We start from the raw sequence: 15,177 nt of genomic DNA on the forward strand, positions 1-15,177 counted from the left end.
CTACCTTTTTTCAAGTCACGACCAATTCATTGGCATCATCCAGCGCATCGTTCGTAAAGCTCTTTAAATATCCCTCTGTAGTTGATACACTTTGATGGCCAAGGGCATCACTAATCATAGATGTGGATATGCCCATATGCTTAGCAATCGTGGCCCAAGAATGTCTGAGATAGTAAGTGGTCAATTTCCCATCTATCCTTGCATCTTTAGCAATAATCTTTAAATTCTTATTCATCAATCTTCTATCTGAACGATACTTCTTGAACATTTCTGGAGAACCATCATTTCCAACTGGAAATACAAATTCATCGGGTCCTTTGTCCTTTAAGTAGTAATCCAATATCTCTTGGAGTTCGGGAATAATCTTTACCGATAGAGAATCATCGGTCTTACTACGGCCGTAGAAAATATAACCTGAATAAATATCCTTTACCTTGAGTTTGGCCAAATCTATAAAATTCATTCCCCTGGCCAAGAACATGACTATCATGTAATTCTTTGAATGCCAAAGACTACTATCATGGTCGTACTGGACTTCTTTGAGTCCATTTACGCTTTCCTTGGGAAGAGCTTTCTTTTTTACTCTTCGACTAGAGGGTATTTTGTACCTGGAGAAGGTATTTTTATCGGGGTCAAACACATCCTCCTTAATCGCTCCATTGTAGATTGCGCTGGCTCCCCTCATATAGGCACTAATGGTATTCGTGGTGTTTCCTCTGGAACGATGTTCGGTTTCAAAATCTTTAAGGAACTTGACAGTAATCTCAGAAAGTTTCAAGTCCTTTCCATTGTTTACGTCTTTGAACGCATCAATGGAGTCCCGATACCATTTGGCAGTGCTTGGTTTTTTTGCTTTCAGTTTACGTTTGATTAGTACCTTGCCAAATTCTTCAAGTGTAATGCAATCCTCGTACTTTCTTTTGATTTCGGAATCATTTTCGGCTTCCCATCTATTCTTGACCTCCTTTACTATGACGTCTACTGGAATGTTATTGATACTTTTCCCCAATTGGGCAATTGTTTTTTTTGCAGTATCCAATTTTTCATAGATTTCGATGTTTAAGGCATCACAATCAATGTGGGCATTTTCCCTTACCGATTTTCTGAGGACTTTATCTTTATCGTTCCAACCTTGAATGGAAGTGTAATGGGAGAGTCTAATGAGTCGGGGCTTTTTATGGAAAATACGTATAGCAATTGGAAACAATCCCGTAACTTTACTTTGGGATTCGGTTCTAGTGTCCAAAATTAGCCTAGCTCTTGCCATTGAATTGAAAATCTACCGTGAATGTAGAAAAATAAAAATGCACACTTTACGCACACCTTTCTTTTTCGTTAAATTCTAATAAATGGCACTAACCCTAATAAAAACAAGGGTTTCAAGAGATGAAATAATATGAATAGTACTAATTATATGGATATTTTATGCCTTCTAAGCAGACGGTCATAGGTTCGAATCCTATCGCGATCACTAGTATTTGTAGAGCCTTAGAGGATTTAACCCTTCTGAGGCTTTTTTATTTGCAAACAATTTGCAAACACTTCAAAATTTAGCAAATTTTAACATTTATTGAATCAATTTCTAACAGTAAATATTGATTCTTCATCTTTAACTAAAGTTCCATTATCTTCAAATAAATTCAAAAAGGCCAATTGATGTTTACAAATTTTAGCAGCGAAGCGGATAAGGTTTGTAAAGCAAGAGGGTAACACGCTAACGCGATGTTACGTATTACAATTCATTGATTTTCAATAAATTGGAAATTAAGCTAAAAATAATTTTGGCGTAAAAAATAGTAAAAGAACTGTTAGGCCCTATCAAACCTCAAAAAAAATACTGTAATGAAAACTGAAAAGAAGAAAAAAAGTGATTTCTCGGCCATAAGTATCAATCGTATAGTAGCGGGAAGATATCGGGAGTTTTCAAAGAAAATATCAAAGTCACATACACTTACCTTAGAACTAATGATGGATTTTTTTGAAGGAGCTAAGATTTCATCAAAGAACAAATATTTGATGAATCATATGGGATTTGAGCATCGACTAAATAAACGCTTTGATTATATAGAAGAACTGCTACGAAGAATCGAGCGGCAACAACTACGACCGACTCATGATAAGCTAAAGCAATTATTTGAATATGCTGAGAATGAAGAGAAGGATAGAAAAGAAAGTTTGGAGTTTGAAAAAAGACTATTTAAGCAGTCTTTAAAACAGGATAAGATTACCCAATATGATAACCGTATGCTAAAAGAGAATTGGAGAAAAGAACGGACTCAGATTCAAAAACTTTTAGACCAGATTAAACTAGAAAAGCCAAGCTTTGGGAAACCATATTATAAACTGGATATTATTGAAGGTGAATTAGAGAGTTTGAAAATGACTTTAAATACAAACCTATAATTGACCTCGCATAAAATAGAATGAAATTTGGCAAGTATTCCATGGACTTACCAAATAAAATCAATACTTTTTTTAAGATAATATTTTTCCTTCAACTCACCCTGTCTTTTTGTGGGGGTGTTTTGAAGGAAAAATGATGTTAGAAGGTATGCTACGATTTGGGTCTATAGCGAAAAATTTAATTACATTCACTTTTTACATACGGTTTCTCTAAGTTTTTCAATTTCATTTATAACTTTAAGAATATTGCTTTTTAGACTATGCCTGCCATCAAGTCTTAAAACTTCACTATTACAGGATTTCATCCATTTTTCATGAGAGAAAAGCGTATTGCCTTTGTAATTAGGATTCTCATACAGCTTGGCCCATTCTAGAAACAGTTTGGAGTTTTCTTTAACTTTATTATCATGTTTCAAAGCTTTTCCATAACGTTGGATTTCGCGTTTTCTTAGACGGGCCAATCTCAATTCATTTTCAAGTCTTATAAATACTGCCATGTCAAAGGCGGAGTGCCATTCTTTACCCCAGGTCATCATGCACCCACTAATAATCACATCATCATATTTTTTGAAGTCAACTTTAATCTTCCTATTTCTTGAGAAAAATGATCTTTTACCTTGAAATGTTGGACGAGTTTGTTTCCAATAATAATCATCCGAATCTAAGTGTTTAAAACCAACTCTTACCGCAACTTCTGAGGCTAAGGTGGTTTTTCCAACACCAGAACCACCAAATACCATCACTTTCATCACTATTGTCTTGATATGCTAATAAGCCCTATTCCTGCTAAAAATATCCAGCCAGCCATACTGAAAACGAAAATTCGAAAACCTAAGAGGCCGGTAAAGGCAAAATTTGAAGCCAATCCCACTATGGATAGGAAAAAGAGTACTAGTCCAAAATATCCAAGTAGCTTAAAAAAACTAGCTTTAGTAATCATTAGCATAGAGTACAGCGTAATTCCTGCCGCTAAAGCAACAATAAACACGTAATCAAGAGCCTTATTTATTGCAAAACCATAATTCATTATAAGATATAAAAGAGCTTCGTTGGTTTCTAAAGATGTTTTATTTTGACTAAGAAATTGAGGTAAAACCAGACCATTCAATAATGCGGCAAGCATAGCTGCAATAAGCCCAAATGCAATTATAGTAAATGCTAGAACTCCTAATTTTCGTTTTTCGGAGAGAAGATTAGTTAGGCCATAGAACCCAAACAACATAAACGGTAGACAGCAAATAGCAATTGTATGTGCGATTTGCATAGGTTTAGCTTCTGCAATAATGTCTAAGATTTCACCTCCAGCTGGATGCAGCAGCATTGTGACAATAGCAAGAATTGAACCTATAGCTAGTGACCAGCCTGTGCTTTTGTAAAAATGATTTTCCATTGATTTTATTTTTTAGGTAAAAATCAAGAGATTTTCATTGGGGAGCACTTGATAAAAGTCAAAAAGAAAAATTCTATGTCACTTTTTTACGAATCCGGCTAAGGGTCTCTGGTTTCATTTTTAAATAGGAAGCTATCATACCCAATGGGAATTTTTGAAGTATGTCCTGACGATGGTTTAGGATAAAACGATATTTCTCATCGGCAGAATTATTGTTGTCAAAAAAACTAAGTCGTGAACTAGTCTTTTCCAAGATTGAACCCAAACGAAGAAAACGTTGAGAATTGGCAATGAGTTTATGTATGGACTGAATCGAAATTTCGAAAATCAAGCTATCTTCAAAAGCTTCAATAAAATGTTGCGAAGCTGTTCTTGACACAAAACTTTTATGGTCCAACACCCAATCATTTTTGGTGTACAAATCTATAATCTCTTTATCTAAATCTGTGTTTAGTTTATATTGATAAAGACTACCAGAGACAACAAAATGAGCCAAAGAACAGACCTCACCCGGATTCAATATAATTTCACCTTTAGCTAGATGAATCTCCTTGATTTCCTTTAGTAATAAAGATTGTTCCTCTTCATCGAAATTACCCAAACTTTCAAGAATAAGAGATAATAATTCTCGCGTCATATTTTTATACTAATAGGTCAATATTTATCATTTTGTAGACACTTTGTATTCGTGCTGAATGGTTCTTTAAATATTTGTGGTATTTTTTTTAATCAAAACATCCTGCTCGTTTTTACTTTTCTTGAGAATGAACAAATTCAAGATAGCGAAAACAAAAGTGAGTATTGCAAAGAATTTCTCAAAAACTGTTTTAGCAAAAAGATTACCTATTGGGTTTAATGCAAAACAGCAGAGATAATGGCCAAGGGATTAGATATACTTTGCTCTAAGAAAATAACTTTCCAGTACTTTACTTTTATGACTAGCGCGATGAACAAAGGTTGATTTATGATTGATTCAATGTTTTAATGAGCCCATCTAAAGCCTCTTTTGCTTCTCTCATTATCGGCAAAAAGGGCCAAATATGGGGCATGTTTTTTCCTTCAATCAATTTGATATCTACATTGGCTTGTTTTGCTTTTCTGTATACTAATATTTGGTCAGGATAGGTAATATCCCTGTCTCCAGCATAGAGTACGGTTTCTGGAAGCCCTTCAAAACTGCCATATAGTGGGGAGATTATAGGGTTTTTGAGGTCATTATTCATTGCACACATCTTCTTGGCACTCAACAACCCTTTTTTCGAAAGCATGGGATCAATGGAATCTAATTTATCAATGTCTGGATTACTAAAAGAGGAATCCATAACGGGCGAAATCAATACTAACTTTTTTGGTAACGGCCATTCCTCTTGTATTAGTCTTTGGGCTAAAGTCGTAATCAATGTCCCGCCAACTGAATCTCCTAATAAGATTATGTTTTCGGTTTCAAAATTTTCGGTTGCCTTAGTGTAAATAGCGTCTATATTTTCTGATATTTCATTGATTTGATGCTCGGGTGCCTTTGGATAGTTGCACATCCAAATTGTGTATTCTGTTTTTTTAGTTATCGATTTAATTGTATCCCAATGATGCTGTGCCGGTCCTGAAATAAAAGCGCCCCCATGAATAAATATAATTAACTTGTCCGACCCATTGCCTTTCCCTATTGCAGTTATCGAAGTCTTCAAAACTTGAAATTGCCTTTGGATATGTTTCTTAAAAAAAATGCCCTTAGGGAGGAAGATATCTTCTTTTCGTATTTTTTGGAAATCTATAGGTTCTTGACTAAAACTCTTTTTAAGTCCTTTAAACTTAATAACTAAGAGGGTCAAGTAATATGTGAAGCCCTGTTTCATTTAAGATTACTATTATGTTTTAATTATCATTTTCTCCACCCGATTATGGATTCTTCTTCCCCAAACTCTTCCAGAACCATTTTTGCTTGGCTTATTTCAATAAGTCTGTATTCTTGGATTTCTTGTCCTTTGATGATTTTTAAAACGGAACTTGCTTGGCCATATTCCCATTGGCCTGTCGCCTTTTTTCCGTTGATCATATATTCGGCCTTTTGATTGGCGTTAAGGAGCATCCAAGTACGTTCTTGAAGTTCTGGGGCGAATTCCATTTTTTGGTTTTCAAGAATTACGTATTCAGCGAACCACTTACCAGAAGTTAGTAATTGAATGGTTTCATTTTGTTGTGTACTTGTTTTTTGAAGCACGGTGAGGATAAAAATGGGTAAAATCAATAGTTTGTTCATCAACTTTAGTTTAGAGCATTTTCTGCAACTCAGTTTATTTATATTTTTCTTAATTCCACACGCCGATTCTTCGCTTTTCCTTCTTCAGTATTGTTGGCACCAATTGGTTTTGTTTGTCCAAAGCCTTTGCTTTGTAACCGCGATATATCTACATCTTCATCAGTTAATGCTAAAAGTACCGATTGGGCCCTGTTTTTAGATAGCTTTAAGTTCGCCGCGGTATCTCCTGTAGCATCGGTATGACCTTCGATACTTATATTAAGATTAGGATTATTTTTCATCATTTTGACAACTTCTGCAATAACCTCATAAGATGTGGCTTTAATTCTTGATTTTCCCGTATCAAAATTGATATATAACGTAGCTACTCCCTCTTTTTCAATAGCATTAAGTATCTCATCAGCTGTTAATTTTTCTATGGTTTGAACAAGATTTTCATATTCTACAACTCCTATACTTTGGGAGTTAGCACCAATTTGAAAGCCTATTTTTTGGCTAGGTGTCTTGAGCACATAGAAACTAACGGGTTGATTCACCACATCTGTCGCATAAAATTCGTGCATGTGTTCATAGATGCTATTAGGGTCTGCTCCCCAATTTTGTGTAAATTCAGTTGGTATTTGACCATCAAATAGTAATTGTGCACCTATAGATTTCAAATAATCTGAAACACTTTTTTGAAAATAATATTCTTGCCATGCTTTATCATCCGTCATTTTCATTTTTAGTCGTTCTACCTTACCATCCAACAGAAAAAACGAATAACCATTGAAAAACTCCAGCTTATCAAACTCATAAGACGTTGAATATTCTTTGTCGATAACCATTCCCTTTGGAGAAGAGATATAAGGATAAGCGCCTATGTCAACTGTAGACTCTTGAATATCATTCCAATTAAAAGGTTGAGACCTTTTCTGATTGGAAGGTTCTTGATCCACTTCAACCAAGTCTATAGTTTTTGTTCCTACTTCAGGGATAGATTGCTCTTTGGGTTTTTCTTTACATCCTGTTATAGTAAAAAGTATAATTAGATGTATAAAGCTTATTTTTTTCATCTTAAATTCAATTTTTTCAGTTTACAGTCTTTTTCATGGTCTTGCGCAGTGCTTTTTTAAATGATGCTACAGATCTGGTTATATCTTTACTTGTTGTTGCCCAAGAACAAATACTTATCCTCATCACCTTTTTACTAAACCATACTGAACCTCCTAACCAACATTCTCTTAATTGTTGTATCTCATGTAGCACTGTATCGGTCATTTCATCAGTTTCACATCTAACAATGACTTGATTGAATACCACTTCATTTTCAATAAAATAGCCTTTAACTTCACCAATCTCTTGAGCAAATTGCTTGGCTCTGTGATGCATTGTCAAAATCATTTCATCTATTCCACTTTTGCCTAAGTTCTTTAATATGGCCCAGAGCTCAATAATTCTTGCCCTTCTAGACATTTCAGGTGTATAAAACATACCATCCCGTTCCTGACTTTCAATTAAGTAACTACCAGACATGTGCAATGATGATGTTATAGCTTCTTGGTCCCTGCATAAAACAATGCCGCAGTCGTAAGGTGTATTGAGTGTTTTATGACCATCCACTGCCCAAGAAGATGCTTTATGTAAACCCTGAGTTAAATATTTCAATTCAGTTACAGCGTTAGCCCATAAGCCAAATGCCCCATCAATGTGAACCCATGTATTTGCGTTATTAGCCATTTCGCAAAGACTTTCAAAATTGTCAAATGCCCCACTATTAACATTACCTGCTTGTAGAACCAGAATGGTGTTTTTATCTAGTTTTGGAAGTGTATCAAGTATAATACGACCTTGGTTATCCACCTCTACCCATTCAATATTTTGTTTTCCCAGGCCTAATATTGCAACAGCTTTTAAAACCGTTGAGTGCGTATGTCTGCCAGTCACTATTCTAATGGTGGGTGCATTTGTAAGCCCTTTTTCATTTACATCCCAGTTATTTTTTTGGAGAATTCTGTATCGTGCGGCAGCTAACGCACATAAATTTGCCGTAGAAGTACCGCTTACAAATCCAGCAGAGGTATTGTCAGGTAAATTAAATAAATCAATTAACCATTTTTCGACAACGCTTTCTAATTTACTGGCGATTGGGGAAAGTACATGCATTGCAGGTGCCTGATCCCAATAGGTGGCTAAATTTTTTGCTGCTAAACCTATAGGCAGGGCACTCCCACAGACAAAACCGAAATAGCGTCCACCTAAAGTTGCGGTAGTTGCAGGACCTCCAAACCTATGAAGTTGCTCAAGAACTTGCATGCCATTACAAGTTTCGTTGGGAAGTTCCTCCTCAAAAACAGATAGATTTTTTAGGGCTTTCTCTGAGGGGTATACATTTCTATCTAAAATGGTATCCAAATATGTTAAGGCATCCCCATGTGCTTGATTGAAGAGACTTCTATCCTCTAATTGCAAAAATAGCTGACGCTGTAAATCAGTCATGATTTTCAATTAACATTATTATGATGGTTATAGCATTCAGTGATGATTGCTACAACCTAAATTATTTTTTATTAGGTGATATTCCATATTAATTCAGCAAACCTAGCAAGCGCTGCTTCCCACCCATTGGCAACACCCATCTTTTCTTGTTGGATTTTATACGCTTCTGTAGGATGAATAACGTTAAGTGTAAATTGAGTGGTATTACTCTCAGGTTCAAACAAGATTTCTAATCCAACGCCTTCAGTTTTTGGTTTGAAATTGGCTTCAGTAAGTATCTTTTTCATGGGAATAATTTCTTTGAACTTTCCTTCTGCTATAAACTCCATGTCGTTTGGCATTTTCATAATATATTGCCACGCTCCTCCAGCTTTAAAATTGTAATGAACAATAGCGGTCTCCATGCCTTGAGGACTCCACCACTTTGAAATATACTCTGGCTCTGTGTACGCTTTCCATACTAAGTCTATTGAGGCATGGAAGGTTCTTTTAAAACTTAAGGTGTTTATTGATGTATTCATGACTATTTAAAGTATTAGGATAATTAATCTAGGCTTTCTCGCTCCATGACCAGTTGCCCTTGCTCGGTTTCAGTAACCTGCTTAAGTGTTTGTCTTGTTGCTTTATCTATATAAAAAGTGGTCATAAACTTATTGTCAGAAATGTCATTAGTGGTTTTAACCTCCCAAACTTTTCTTTCTTTCCCATTAAAATCAATTTCAATTGACTTAGTGTCCAAAATGGTTGCTTTCATAATTCCAATTTTGGACTTTGGGTTGTAATCAAACATAGATATGGTAGTAGCATATTCATCTTTAAGCGGCAGTAATCTTATTAAGTAAGGATAAAAATTGCTATCAAAAAAAGGTTCAGTCGATGTTTCTAAAATTTGAGTTTTAGAATCTGTCATTAAATCTTTATAATATCCAGTAATTTTTTCTCCAAACTTCATAACCATTTCTCGCTGGGGATTTTTAGACGAATGAAATAAAGGTTCAAAGTTTATTGAATTAACAACAGTGCTATCTATCCATTGATTTTTAGGTTGATTTGGCATTTGTAATTTTGTTGTAATAGCAATATTGTTATCTTTTTTAACTAACGAAGTGTGAAATTTTCCCATTGGCCTCTTTAGAGAATCCACAACAAAAAACATATTCATCGTATACTTTTCCGGAAATACAAAGGCTTTATCTATTTTGAGATTTGATGGATTAATTGCATTTTGACAGTTTACGGTTAATAAACTTGTGAAACAGCATAAACAGAATAAGACGATTTTTTTCATGTTTGTATTATTGATTGATAAGGGTCAAAAATGAGAATTTGCCAAAAGAATATATTTGACATATATCAAATAATAGATAGCTTAACATATAAGTGATAAGAAAGTGAAGATTTGAAGTAACAAAACACCTATATATACCGTCATAGATATGAAACCTTGAAGATTAAAAAATAGAGAATACGTGGAATGGAAAACTTATTAAAAACCTTCCGAGATGTTGGAAGTTTATCCCCAGAAAATGAAAAGCTTTTGCTCAGTACTATTGAACGAGTAGAATATCCTGCTAAAACTGTACTCCTTGAAGAAGGCAAAGTATGTAACAAACTTTATTTTGTTGAGAAGGGTTTAACCAGAATCTACCTTTATAGAGGTGGTAAAGATGTGACTTGTTGGATAGGGCCAGAAAATGAATTTGTTGGTGCGATAGGAAGTTTTTTCACAAGAGACCCAAGTAATAAATGGATAGAAACTTTAGAACCATGCATCTTATGGGAATTTGAATATACTAAATTAGAAAAACTGTTTTCAACTAGTCGCGAACTAGAAAAAATAGGTCGATTATTTAGCAATCAAGGAATTTTATTATTAGATAAAAGACTTGACAATATTCATTTTAACACTGCTGCAGAGCGCTATGAGATATTCATTAAAAGTCACCCTGATATCTTGCAAAGAGTTCCATTAAGTATGATAGCCTCTTATTTAGGCATGAGCCAAGAGACCTTAAGCAGAATTCGAGCGGAAAAATAACTTTTTGATAATTGTCAAAGGATTTTAGTTCCTCAAAAATTAATTTTACGGAAACGTAAAAATTAAAAATGCGGAGGAATAAGTATTAATTTTAATGGTAAAGAGAGACTGGTTTGGAAAGTGGAAACTACAGATGATATTTTAAACAACACCACTTTGAGTACTTATTATATAGATACATCAACACGAAAAATACTCAAGCAAGAAATTGATTTCAATGGAAGAAAAATGGTCATTCGATTGGAGGAGTGATACGCTAATTAATTGTTTAAAATCTTTGGTTTTTTTGAGGAAAGTAAAAGAGACAGGATTCATATTATTTTTAATCCTTACCCTCGTAAGTTGCATCAGTAAAGAGAATAATATCGAAAAGAACTATTTGTCTGATAAGGTTCCTGGTAAAATCCCTATTTCTTTTAAACCAGAACTAGTCCCTAAGAATAAAATAATACATAAAGGAATTTTCAGTCCCGATTTAAGTCATTTTTTTTACACGATTTCAGACAAAAATTTTAGCAATTTTACTGTGTATACTATTCGTAAGAAGAATGGAATTTGGACTAAACCTGAAGAAGCATTCTTCAACAGTAAGTATGATGAGCATGGTATGAGCTTTTCTCCGGATGGAAATTCACTCTATTTTAGCTCGACCCGACCAGTCTATATTGAAAATATTGCCTCAACGTGGCACATCTGGAAATCGGAAAAAATCAATGGTGAATGGACCACGCCTGTTTATGTTGATATTCCAAATTTGAGAAAAAAGCTAATATCACACCCCACAATTTCAAATTCTAGAACATTATACTTCCATTCCAGTAATTTGGATTACAGTGAAATGGAGATTTATTCTTCTAAACTAGTAAAAGGTAAATTTCAAAATGCTGAAAAAGTCCCAATTCCTTTATACACTGATATCGCTAAATGTACTCCTTACATTTCTCCAGATGAGAAATTCATGATTTTTGCCAGTATTGGAGATCAACTTGATTTGTACATAAGCTATAAAGATTCTTTTGGGAATTGGTCGAAAACAGATAGACTAAATGGTACTATCAATACTTATGGACAAGGAAACCCATACGTTACACCAGATGATAAATTCCTTCTGTACACTGTTGGCCGAAATAATGGTGAAAAATGGAATGTAAAATGGTTGAATATTACGTCTGAATTAAAAAACGACTAAAAATATGAATACAAAAGCTTTGATGATCTGTAGTGCATTATTTTTAATAACCGTTGGACTCGGATTGACATTTATACCACAAGAAATAGCCAAATACTTAGAATTTAATCAAAGTCAAGCTATATTTCTAACCTTACAAATACAAGGGTCTTTATATCTAGGTTTTGGCATACTCAACTGGATGACCAAAAATAACCTTATCGGCGGAATTTATAGTCGGCCTCTGGTAATTGGAAATCTTATGCATTTTATGGTTAGCTCCATAGCATTGATCAAAGTGGTTGGCAAATTCAATAGCAGTGAATCTTCTATATTTCTCGTGGTCAGTATCGTCTATTTTGTATTTGCTTTGCTTTTTGGGTATGTCTTTATTACGAACCCAAAACAAGTCAAATAAATAGCCGAATAGGACGGAATTATTAAAATAACGGAAAATAATATATTCCGTCAATACATTTTTAAAACGAAGAACGCAACATTTCATATACGTAACCGATAGCAACAATTAAATACAACATGAGAATAGTAAAACGAATTCTTAAATTTATTGCCATACTTATTGGAATTTTATTAACAACAATGGTTATAATAATATTCGTTGATAACCAAAGTACCAAATACCTAAAAGTTGAAAATAATGAATTTGCAAAAAGTAATTCCTATTTGATTACCAATGTAAATGTTATCCCAATGAATCAAGACACTATTTTAGTCAACAAAATGGTATATATCAAAAATGGTATAATTAAGAACATCGCAGACAATATTGAAATCAAAGATGTTAAAATTATCGATGCAAAAAATAAATATTTGACACCTGGTCTTATAGACATGCACGTTCACATATGGGATAGATACGAACTTGGGCTATATCTATCTAATGGAGTTACATCAGTTCGAAATTTATGGGGTATGCCAATGCATTTAAGACTTAAAAAAGATATAAATAATGATGAAATTATTTCTCCAATATTTTTCACGACAAGTCCTAAACTTACAGGACCAGAATTTTTAGGAGATGATAACTTACAATTAGTGAACCCAAGTGATGCAAAAGAAAAAGTAATTTCATATAAAAAAAGAGGATATGATTTTATTAAAACTTTTTATGGCTTAACCGAAGATATCTTTGATGCTGTTATTGAACAGGCCAAAATTTCTGATATGGACATAGTTGCTCATCCGTCACAAAAAGTACCTTATTCCTATCATTTTAATCCACAAATAAAATCTATAGAACATGCCGAGGATATTATACAACAACCTCTAAACTATACTTTGGACACATTAAAATTAAAAGAGGTGATTAATGATTTTGCAAAATCAAAACATAGTTCTTTTAGTCCAACTTTAACGGTTTATAATAACATTTATCAAATGCTAATTGATGATAATATTTTAGAATCAGAGCAATTACAATTTATGAACCCTCTAATTAAAAAGGTCGATAGCAAAGCGGAATTTGAAAGGTGGTCTACTGCAAAATTAAATGATTCTTCTGTTGTTAATACTATAAAAAAACAGCACGACTTTCATATAAATATTATCAAAAAACTTCATGAGGCTGATGTCACCTTTATTTGTGGTACCGATGCTGGAATAGGTGTTACAATACCTGGATTTTCAATTCATCAAGAATTTTCTTTTTACAAAGAAGCAGGACTTTCTAATTATGAGATATTGAAAACCGCCACAGTAAATGCTTCAAAAACTCATTCAATTATGAATGAAATAGGAACTATTGAAGTTGGTAAAATTGCTAACCTTCTATTAATAGATGATAATCCTTTACTCAATTTGTCTACATTGCGAAATCCTTCGGCTGTTTTTATAAAGGGAAGAAAATTAAATAAAGAAACCCTTAATGATTTTGAAAAACAGGCTAAAAATCGAAATAATTTGATTGTTTCTGCCCTGAGGTATGTTGAATACTTAATAGTTGAAAAATAAACTGTTGCTAACAACGGTAACCGTTGCACAAGCCTAAATCTGGAGAAATAATCAGGTTTTTAAATTTCTGTTAACCCCTAAAGCATTGATTTTCAGTTGAAATTATTAATGCGATTAAGTAAAAACAGCTTTATTTGATAAGATATTTAGTTGTGCAGCAACCACAATGTATAAAAAGAATCAGCCTTCAAAAGGCATGTGAAAATATCCTACTATTTGATAAAATAGTCTGACGGAATTATCAATTCGACAGTTTGTATGGGTTTTAAACCTTTTTTTTGACAGGAATTTAAAATGTTTAAAAATTATGTTTAAAAAATATAAATGGCTCAAACGGATAGCAATTTTCATTCTTCTTCTAATTATTGGGATTTTTTCTTTCGGATTTTGGTTTAAGAGTTTAATACCACCTAAAGACCTTTCTTTAGAAACTATAAACAAAAATGATTTGCCTTACTTGTCTCAAAATAGAATACCCAAAAGAGGAAAGATTTTGGTGGTAGTAACGAGTACGGCTACTATGGGTACTAGTGGAAAAACTACAGGATATGAATTAACAGAATTAGCGCGGGCCTATTATGTGTTTGAAGCTAATGGCTTTGAAGTTGATATTGCAAGCCCCAAAGGCGGAAAATCACCAGTAGTTATTGATGATGAAGATATGGGGTCTTATGATTATGCCTTTTTAAATGATTCAATTGCGCAACATAAGGCGACTAATACCCTTCCAATAAATGGAGTAGGCCCTGAAAATTATGTTGCCATATATTTTGCAGGTGGTAAAGGTACAATGTATGATTTTCCTAATAACGAAGCCATTCAATCTATTGTCAAAAATCATTATCAATCTAAAAAGGTTATAGGTGCAGTCTGCCACGGACCTTCTGCTCTCGTAAATATAACGTTAGATAATGGTCGACACCTCTTGGAAAATAAAAAAATAAGTGCATTCACCAACAAAGAAGAGTTGTTGCTAATTTCAGATGCAGCATCCATATTTCCATTTCTATTACAAGATAAAATAATTGAAAGTGGTGCGAAATTTAATGAAGGTGATTTATATCTAGAAAAAATTAGTTTCGATGATAATATAATAACAGGACAAAATCCATGGTCTACTTGGGGCGTTGCTGAAGGAATGGTTAAACAAATGGGGTATCAACCAAAACCAAGAGTAGTAACCGATGAAGAAAATGCTGTAAAAGTCTTATCAACCTATAAATCGTTTGGTAAATCTAAGGCCAAGGATATGATAACATCTATTCTTCTCAAAGAGAAAAAACCTTTAAATAGATTATTAATAGCAAAGCACAGTATTATGGCGGCTATGCAAGGTAAAATGGGCGACTTCTATAACCTTAGTGGTTTGGTATCTTTTGCTAAAGATTGTGAATCTAAAGTAGATGGAGACCAATAAAAATCAACATGAGTTGATGCCAGGTAAAGTAATATTGTACTACTATTTTCAAAAA

16 protein-coding genes are annotated in these 15,177 nt (G+C 33.7%); 6 read left to right on the forward strand and 10 right to left on the reverse strand.

Annotated elements, in window-relative coordinates; translation table 11 throughout:
• Positions 1–10: 10 nt before the first annotated feature.
• Positions 11–1,267, reverse strand: a complete 1,257-nt coding sequence (locus tag AACP56_RS13445; RefSeq protein WP_339335051.1) for a tyrosine-type recombinase/integrase — start codon at positions 1,265–1,267, stop codon at positions 11–13.
• 575 nt (positions 1,268–1,842) lie between these two features.
• Here AACP56_RS13445 and AACP56_RS13450 point away from each other — a divergent pair.
• A complete protein-coding gene (locus tag AACP56_RS13450; RefSeq protein WP_339335049.1) occupies positions 1,843–2,403 on the forward strand; it encodes a BfmA/BtgA family mobilization protein in 561 nt (186 codons plus the stop codon).
• A gap of 188 nt (positions 2,404–2,591) precedes the next feature.
• Here the strand turns inward: AACP56_RS13450 and AACP56_RS13455 are convergent, their stop codons facing one another.
• The 9 genes from AACP56_RS13455 to AACP56_RS13495 form a co-directional block, all read right to left on the reverse strand.
• Positions 2,592–3,152 carry a shikimate kinase gene (locus AACP56_RS13455; RefSeq protein ID WP_339335047.1) on the reverse strand — a complete coding sequence of 187 codons (561 nt, stop codon included), beginning with the start codon at positions 3,150–3,152 and terminating at the stop codon, positions 2,592–2,594.
• Positions 3,153–3,154: 2 nt separating this feature from the next.
• Entirely contained in the window at positions 3,155–3,793 is a 639-nt protein-coding gene (locus AACP56_RS13460; RefSeq protein ID WP_339335045.1) for a hypothetical protein, read from the reverse strand.
• 73 nt (positions 3,794–3,866) lie between these two features.
• Complete coding sequence (locus AACP56_RS13465) at positions 3,867–4,430, reverse strand: Crp/Fnr family transcriptional regulator (RefSeq protein WP_339335043.1); 564 nt, start codon at positions 4,428–4,430, stop codon at positions 3,867–3,869.
• A 325-nt stretch (positions 4,431–4,755) separates the two neighbouring features.
• Positions 4,756–5,646: an alpha/beta hydrolase gene (locus AACP56_RS13470; protein WP_339335041.1), complete on the reverse strand. Its 891-nt coding sequence runs from the start codon at positions 5,644–5,646 to the stop codon at positions 4,756–4,758.
• Positions 5,647–5,672: 26 nt separating this feature from the next.
• Positions 5,673–6,050, reverse strand: coding sequence for a hypothetical protein (locus tag AACP56_RS13475; RefSeq protein WP_339335039.1), 378 nt, complete (start codon positions 6,048–6,050; stop codon positions 5,673–5,675).
• Between the two features lie 38 nt (positions 6,051–6,088).
• On the reverse strand, positions 6,089–7,105 hold the full coding sequence (locus AACP56_RS13480) for an OmpA family protein (protein WP_339335037.1): 1,017 nt from the start codon (positions 7,103–7,105) through the stop codon (positions 6,089–6,091).
• A gap of 16 nt (positions 7,106–7,121) precedes the next feature.
• Complete coding sequence (locus AACP56_RS13485; protein WP_339335035.1) at positions 7,122–8,528, reverse strand: pyridoxal phosphate-dependent decarboxylase family protein; 1,407 nt, start codon at positions 8,526–8,528, stop codon at positions 7,122–7,124.
• Positions 8,529–8,599: 71 nt separating this feature from the next.
• Positions 8,600–9,049 (reverse strand): SRPBCC family protein, encoded by a 450-nt coding sequence (locus tag AACP56_RS13490; RefSeq protein ID WP_339335033.1) that lies wholly within the window; start codon positions 9,047–9,049, stop codon positions 8,600–8,602.
• 23 nt (positions 9,050–9,072) lie between these two features.
• The gene (locus AACP56_RS13495) at positions 9,073–9,816 is read right to left on the reverse strand and encodes a DUF3108 domain-containing protein (RefSeq protein WP_339335031.1); all 744 of its coding nucleotides are present in this window, start codon (positions 9,814–9,816) and stop codon (positions 9,073–9,075) included.
• Positions 9,817–10,002: 186 nt separating this feature from the next.
• On the opposite strand from AACP56_RS13495, the gene AACP56_RS13500 reads away from it, so the two are divergent.
• From AACP56_RS13500 to AACP56_RS13520, 5 genes are all read left to right on the forward strand, one after another.
• The gene (locus AACP56_RS13500) at positions 10,003–10,566 is read left to right on the forward strand and encodes a Crp/Fnr family transcriptional regulator (RefSeq protein ID WP_339335029.1); all 564 of its coding nucleotides are present in this window, start codon (positions 10,003–10,005) and stop codon (positions 10,564–10,566) included.
• A gap of 286 nt (positions 10,567–10,852) precedes the next feature.
• Entirely contained in the window at positions 10,853–11,755 is a 903-nt protein-coding gene (locus AACP56_RS13505) for a hypothetical protein (protein WP_339335027.1), read from the forward strand.
• Between the two features lie 4 nt (positions 11,756–11,759).
• On the forward strand, positions 11,760–12,152 hold the full coding sequence (locus AACP56_RS13510; protein ID WP_339335025.1) for a hypothetical protein: 393 nt from the start codon (positions 11,760–11,762) through the stop codon (positions 12,150–12,152).
• 119 nt (positions 12,153–12,271) lie between these two features.
• On the forward strand, positions 12,272–13,705 hold the full coding sequence (locus AACP56_RS13515) for an amidohydrolase family protein (protein WP_339335023.1): 1,434 nt from the start codon (positions 12,272–12,274) through the stop codon (positions 13,703–13,705).
• 307 nt (positions 13,706–14,012) lie between these two features.
• The gene (locus tag AACP56_RS13520) at positions 14,013–15,122 is read left to right on the forward strand and encodes a type 1 glutamine amidotransferase domain-containing protein (RefSeq protein ID WP_339335021.1); all 1,110 of its coding nucleotides are present in this window, start codon (positions 14,013–14,015) and stop codon (positions 15,120–15,122) included.
• Positions 15,123–15,177 lie beyond the last annotated feature (55 nt).

Source organism: Croceitalea sp. MTPC6 (assembly GCF_036985525.1).
Lineage (GTDB): Bacteria > Bacteroidota > Bacteroidia > Flavobacteriales > Flavobacteriaceae > Croceitalea.

What these genes read in the sequence shown, in the direction of transcription:
- AACP56_RS13480 (WP_339335037.1), bottom strand. Translation starts at nt 7,105, where the DNA reads ATGAAAAAAATAAGCTTTATACATCTAATTATACTTTTTACTATAACA.
- AACP56_RS13460 (WP_339335045.1), bottom strand. Translation starts at nt 3,793, where the DNA reads ATGGAAAATCATTTTTACAAAAGCACAGGCTGGTCACTAGCTATAGGT.
- AACP56_RS13515 (WP_339335023.1), top strand. Translation starts at nt 12,272, where the DNA reads ATGAGAATAGTAAAACGAATTCTTAAATTTATTGCCATACTTATTGGA.
- AACP56_RS13495 (WP_339335031.1), bottom strand. Translation starts at nt 9,816, where the DNA reads ATGAAAAAAATCGTCTTATTCTGTTTATGCTGTTTCACAAGTTTATTA.
- AACP56_RS13465 (WP_339335043.1), bottom strand. Translation starts at nt 4,430, where the DNA reads ATGACGCGAGAATTATTATCTCTTATTCTTGAAAGTTTGGGTAATTTC.
- AACP56_RS13485 (WP_339335035.1), bottom strand. Translation starts at nt 8,528, where the DNA reads ATGACTGATTTACAGCGTCAGCTATTTTTGCAATTAGAGGATAGAAGT.
- AACP56_RS13510 (WP_339335025.1), top strand. Translation starts at nt 11,760, where the DNA reads ATGAATACAAAAGCTTTGATGATCTGTAGTGCATTATTTTTAATAACC.
- AACP56_RS13455 (WP_339335047.1), bottom strand. Translation starts at nt 3,152, where the DNA reads ATGAAAGTGATGGTATTTGGTGGTTCTGGTGTTGGAAAAACCACCTTA.
- AACP56_RS13450 (WP_339335049.1), top strand. Translation starts at nt 1,843, where the DNA reads ATGAAAACTGAAAAGAAGAAAAAAAGTGATTTCTCGGCCATAAGTATC.
- AACP56_RS13475 (WP_339335039.1), bottom strand. Translation starts at nt 6,050, where the DNA reads ATGAACAAACTATTGATTTTACCCATTTTTATCCTCACCGTGCTTCAA.
- AACP56_RS13520 (WP_339335021.1), top strand. Translation starts at nt 14,013, where the DNA reads ATGTTTAAAAAATATAAATGGCTCAAACGGATAGCAATTTTCATTCTT.
- AACP56_RS13500 (WP_339335029.1), top strand. Translation starts at nt 10,003, where the DNA reads ATGGAAAACTTATTAAAAACCTTCCGAGATGTTGGAAGTTTATCCCCA.
- AACP56_RS13445 (WP_339335051.1), bottom strand. Translation starts at nt 1,267, where the DNA reads ATGGCAAGAGCTAGGCTAATTTTGGACACTAGAACCGAATCCCAAAGT.
- AACP56_RS13470 (WP_339335041.1), bottom strand. Translation starts at nt 5,646, where the DNA reads ATGAAACAGGGCTTCACATATTACTTGACCCTCTTAGTTATTAAGTTT.
- AACP56_RS13490 (WP_339335033.1), bottom strand. Translation starts at nt 9,049, where the DNA reads ATGAATACATCAATAAACACCTTAAGTTTTAAAAGAACCTTCCATGCC.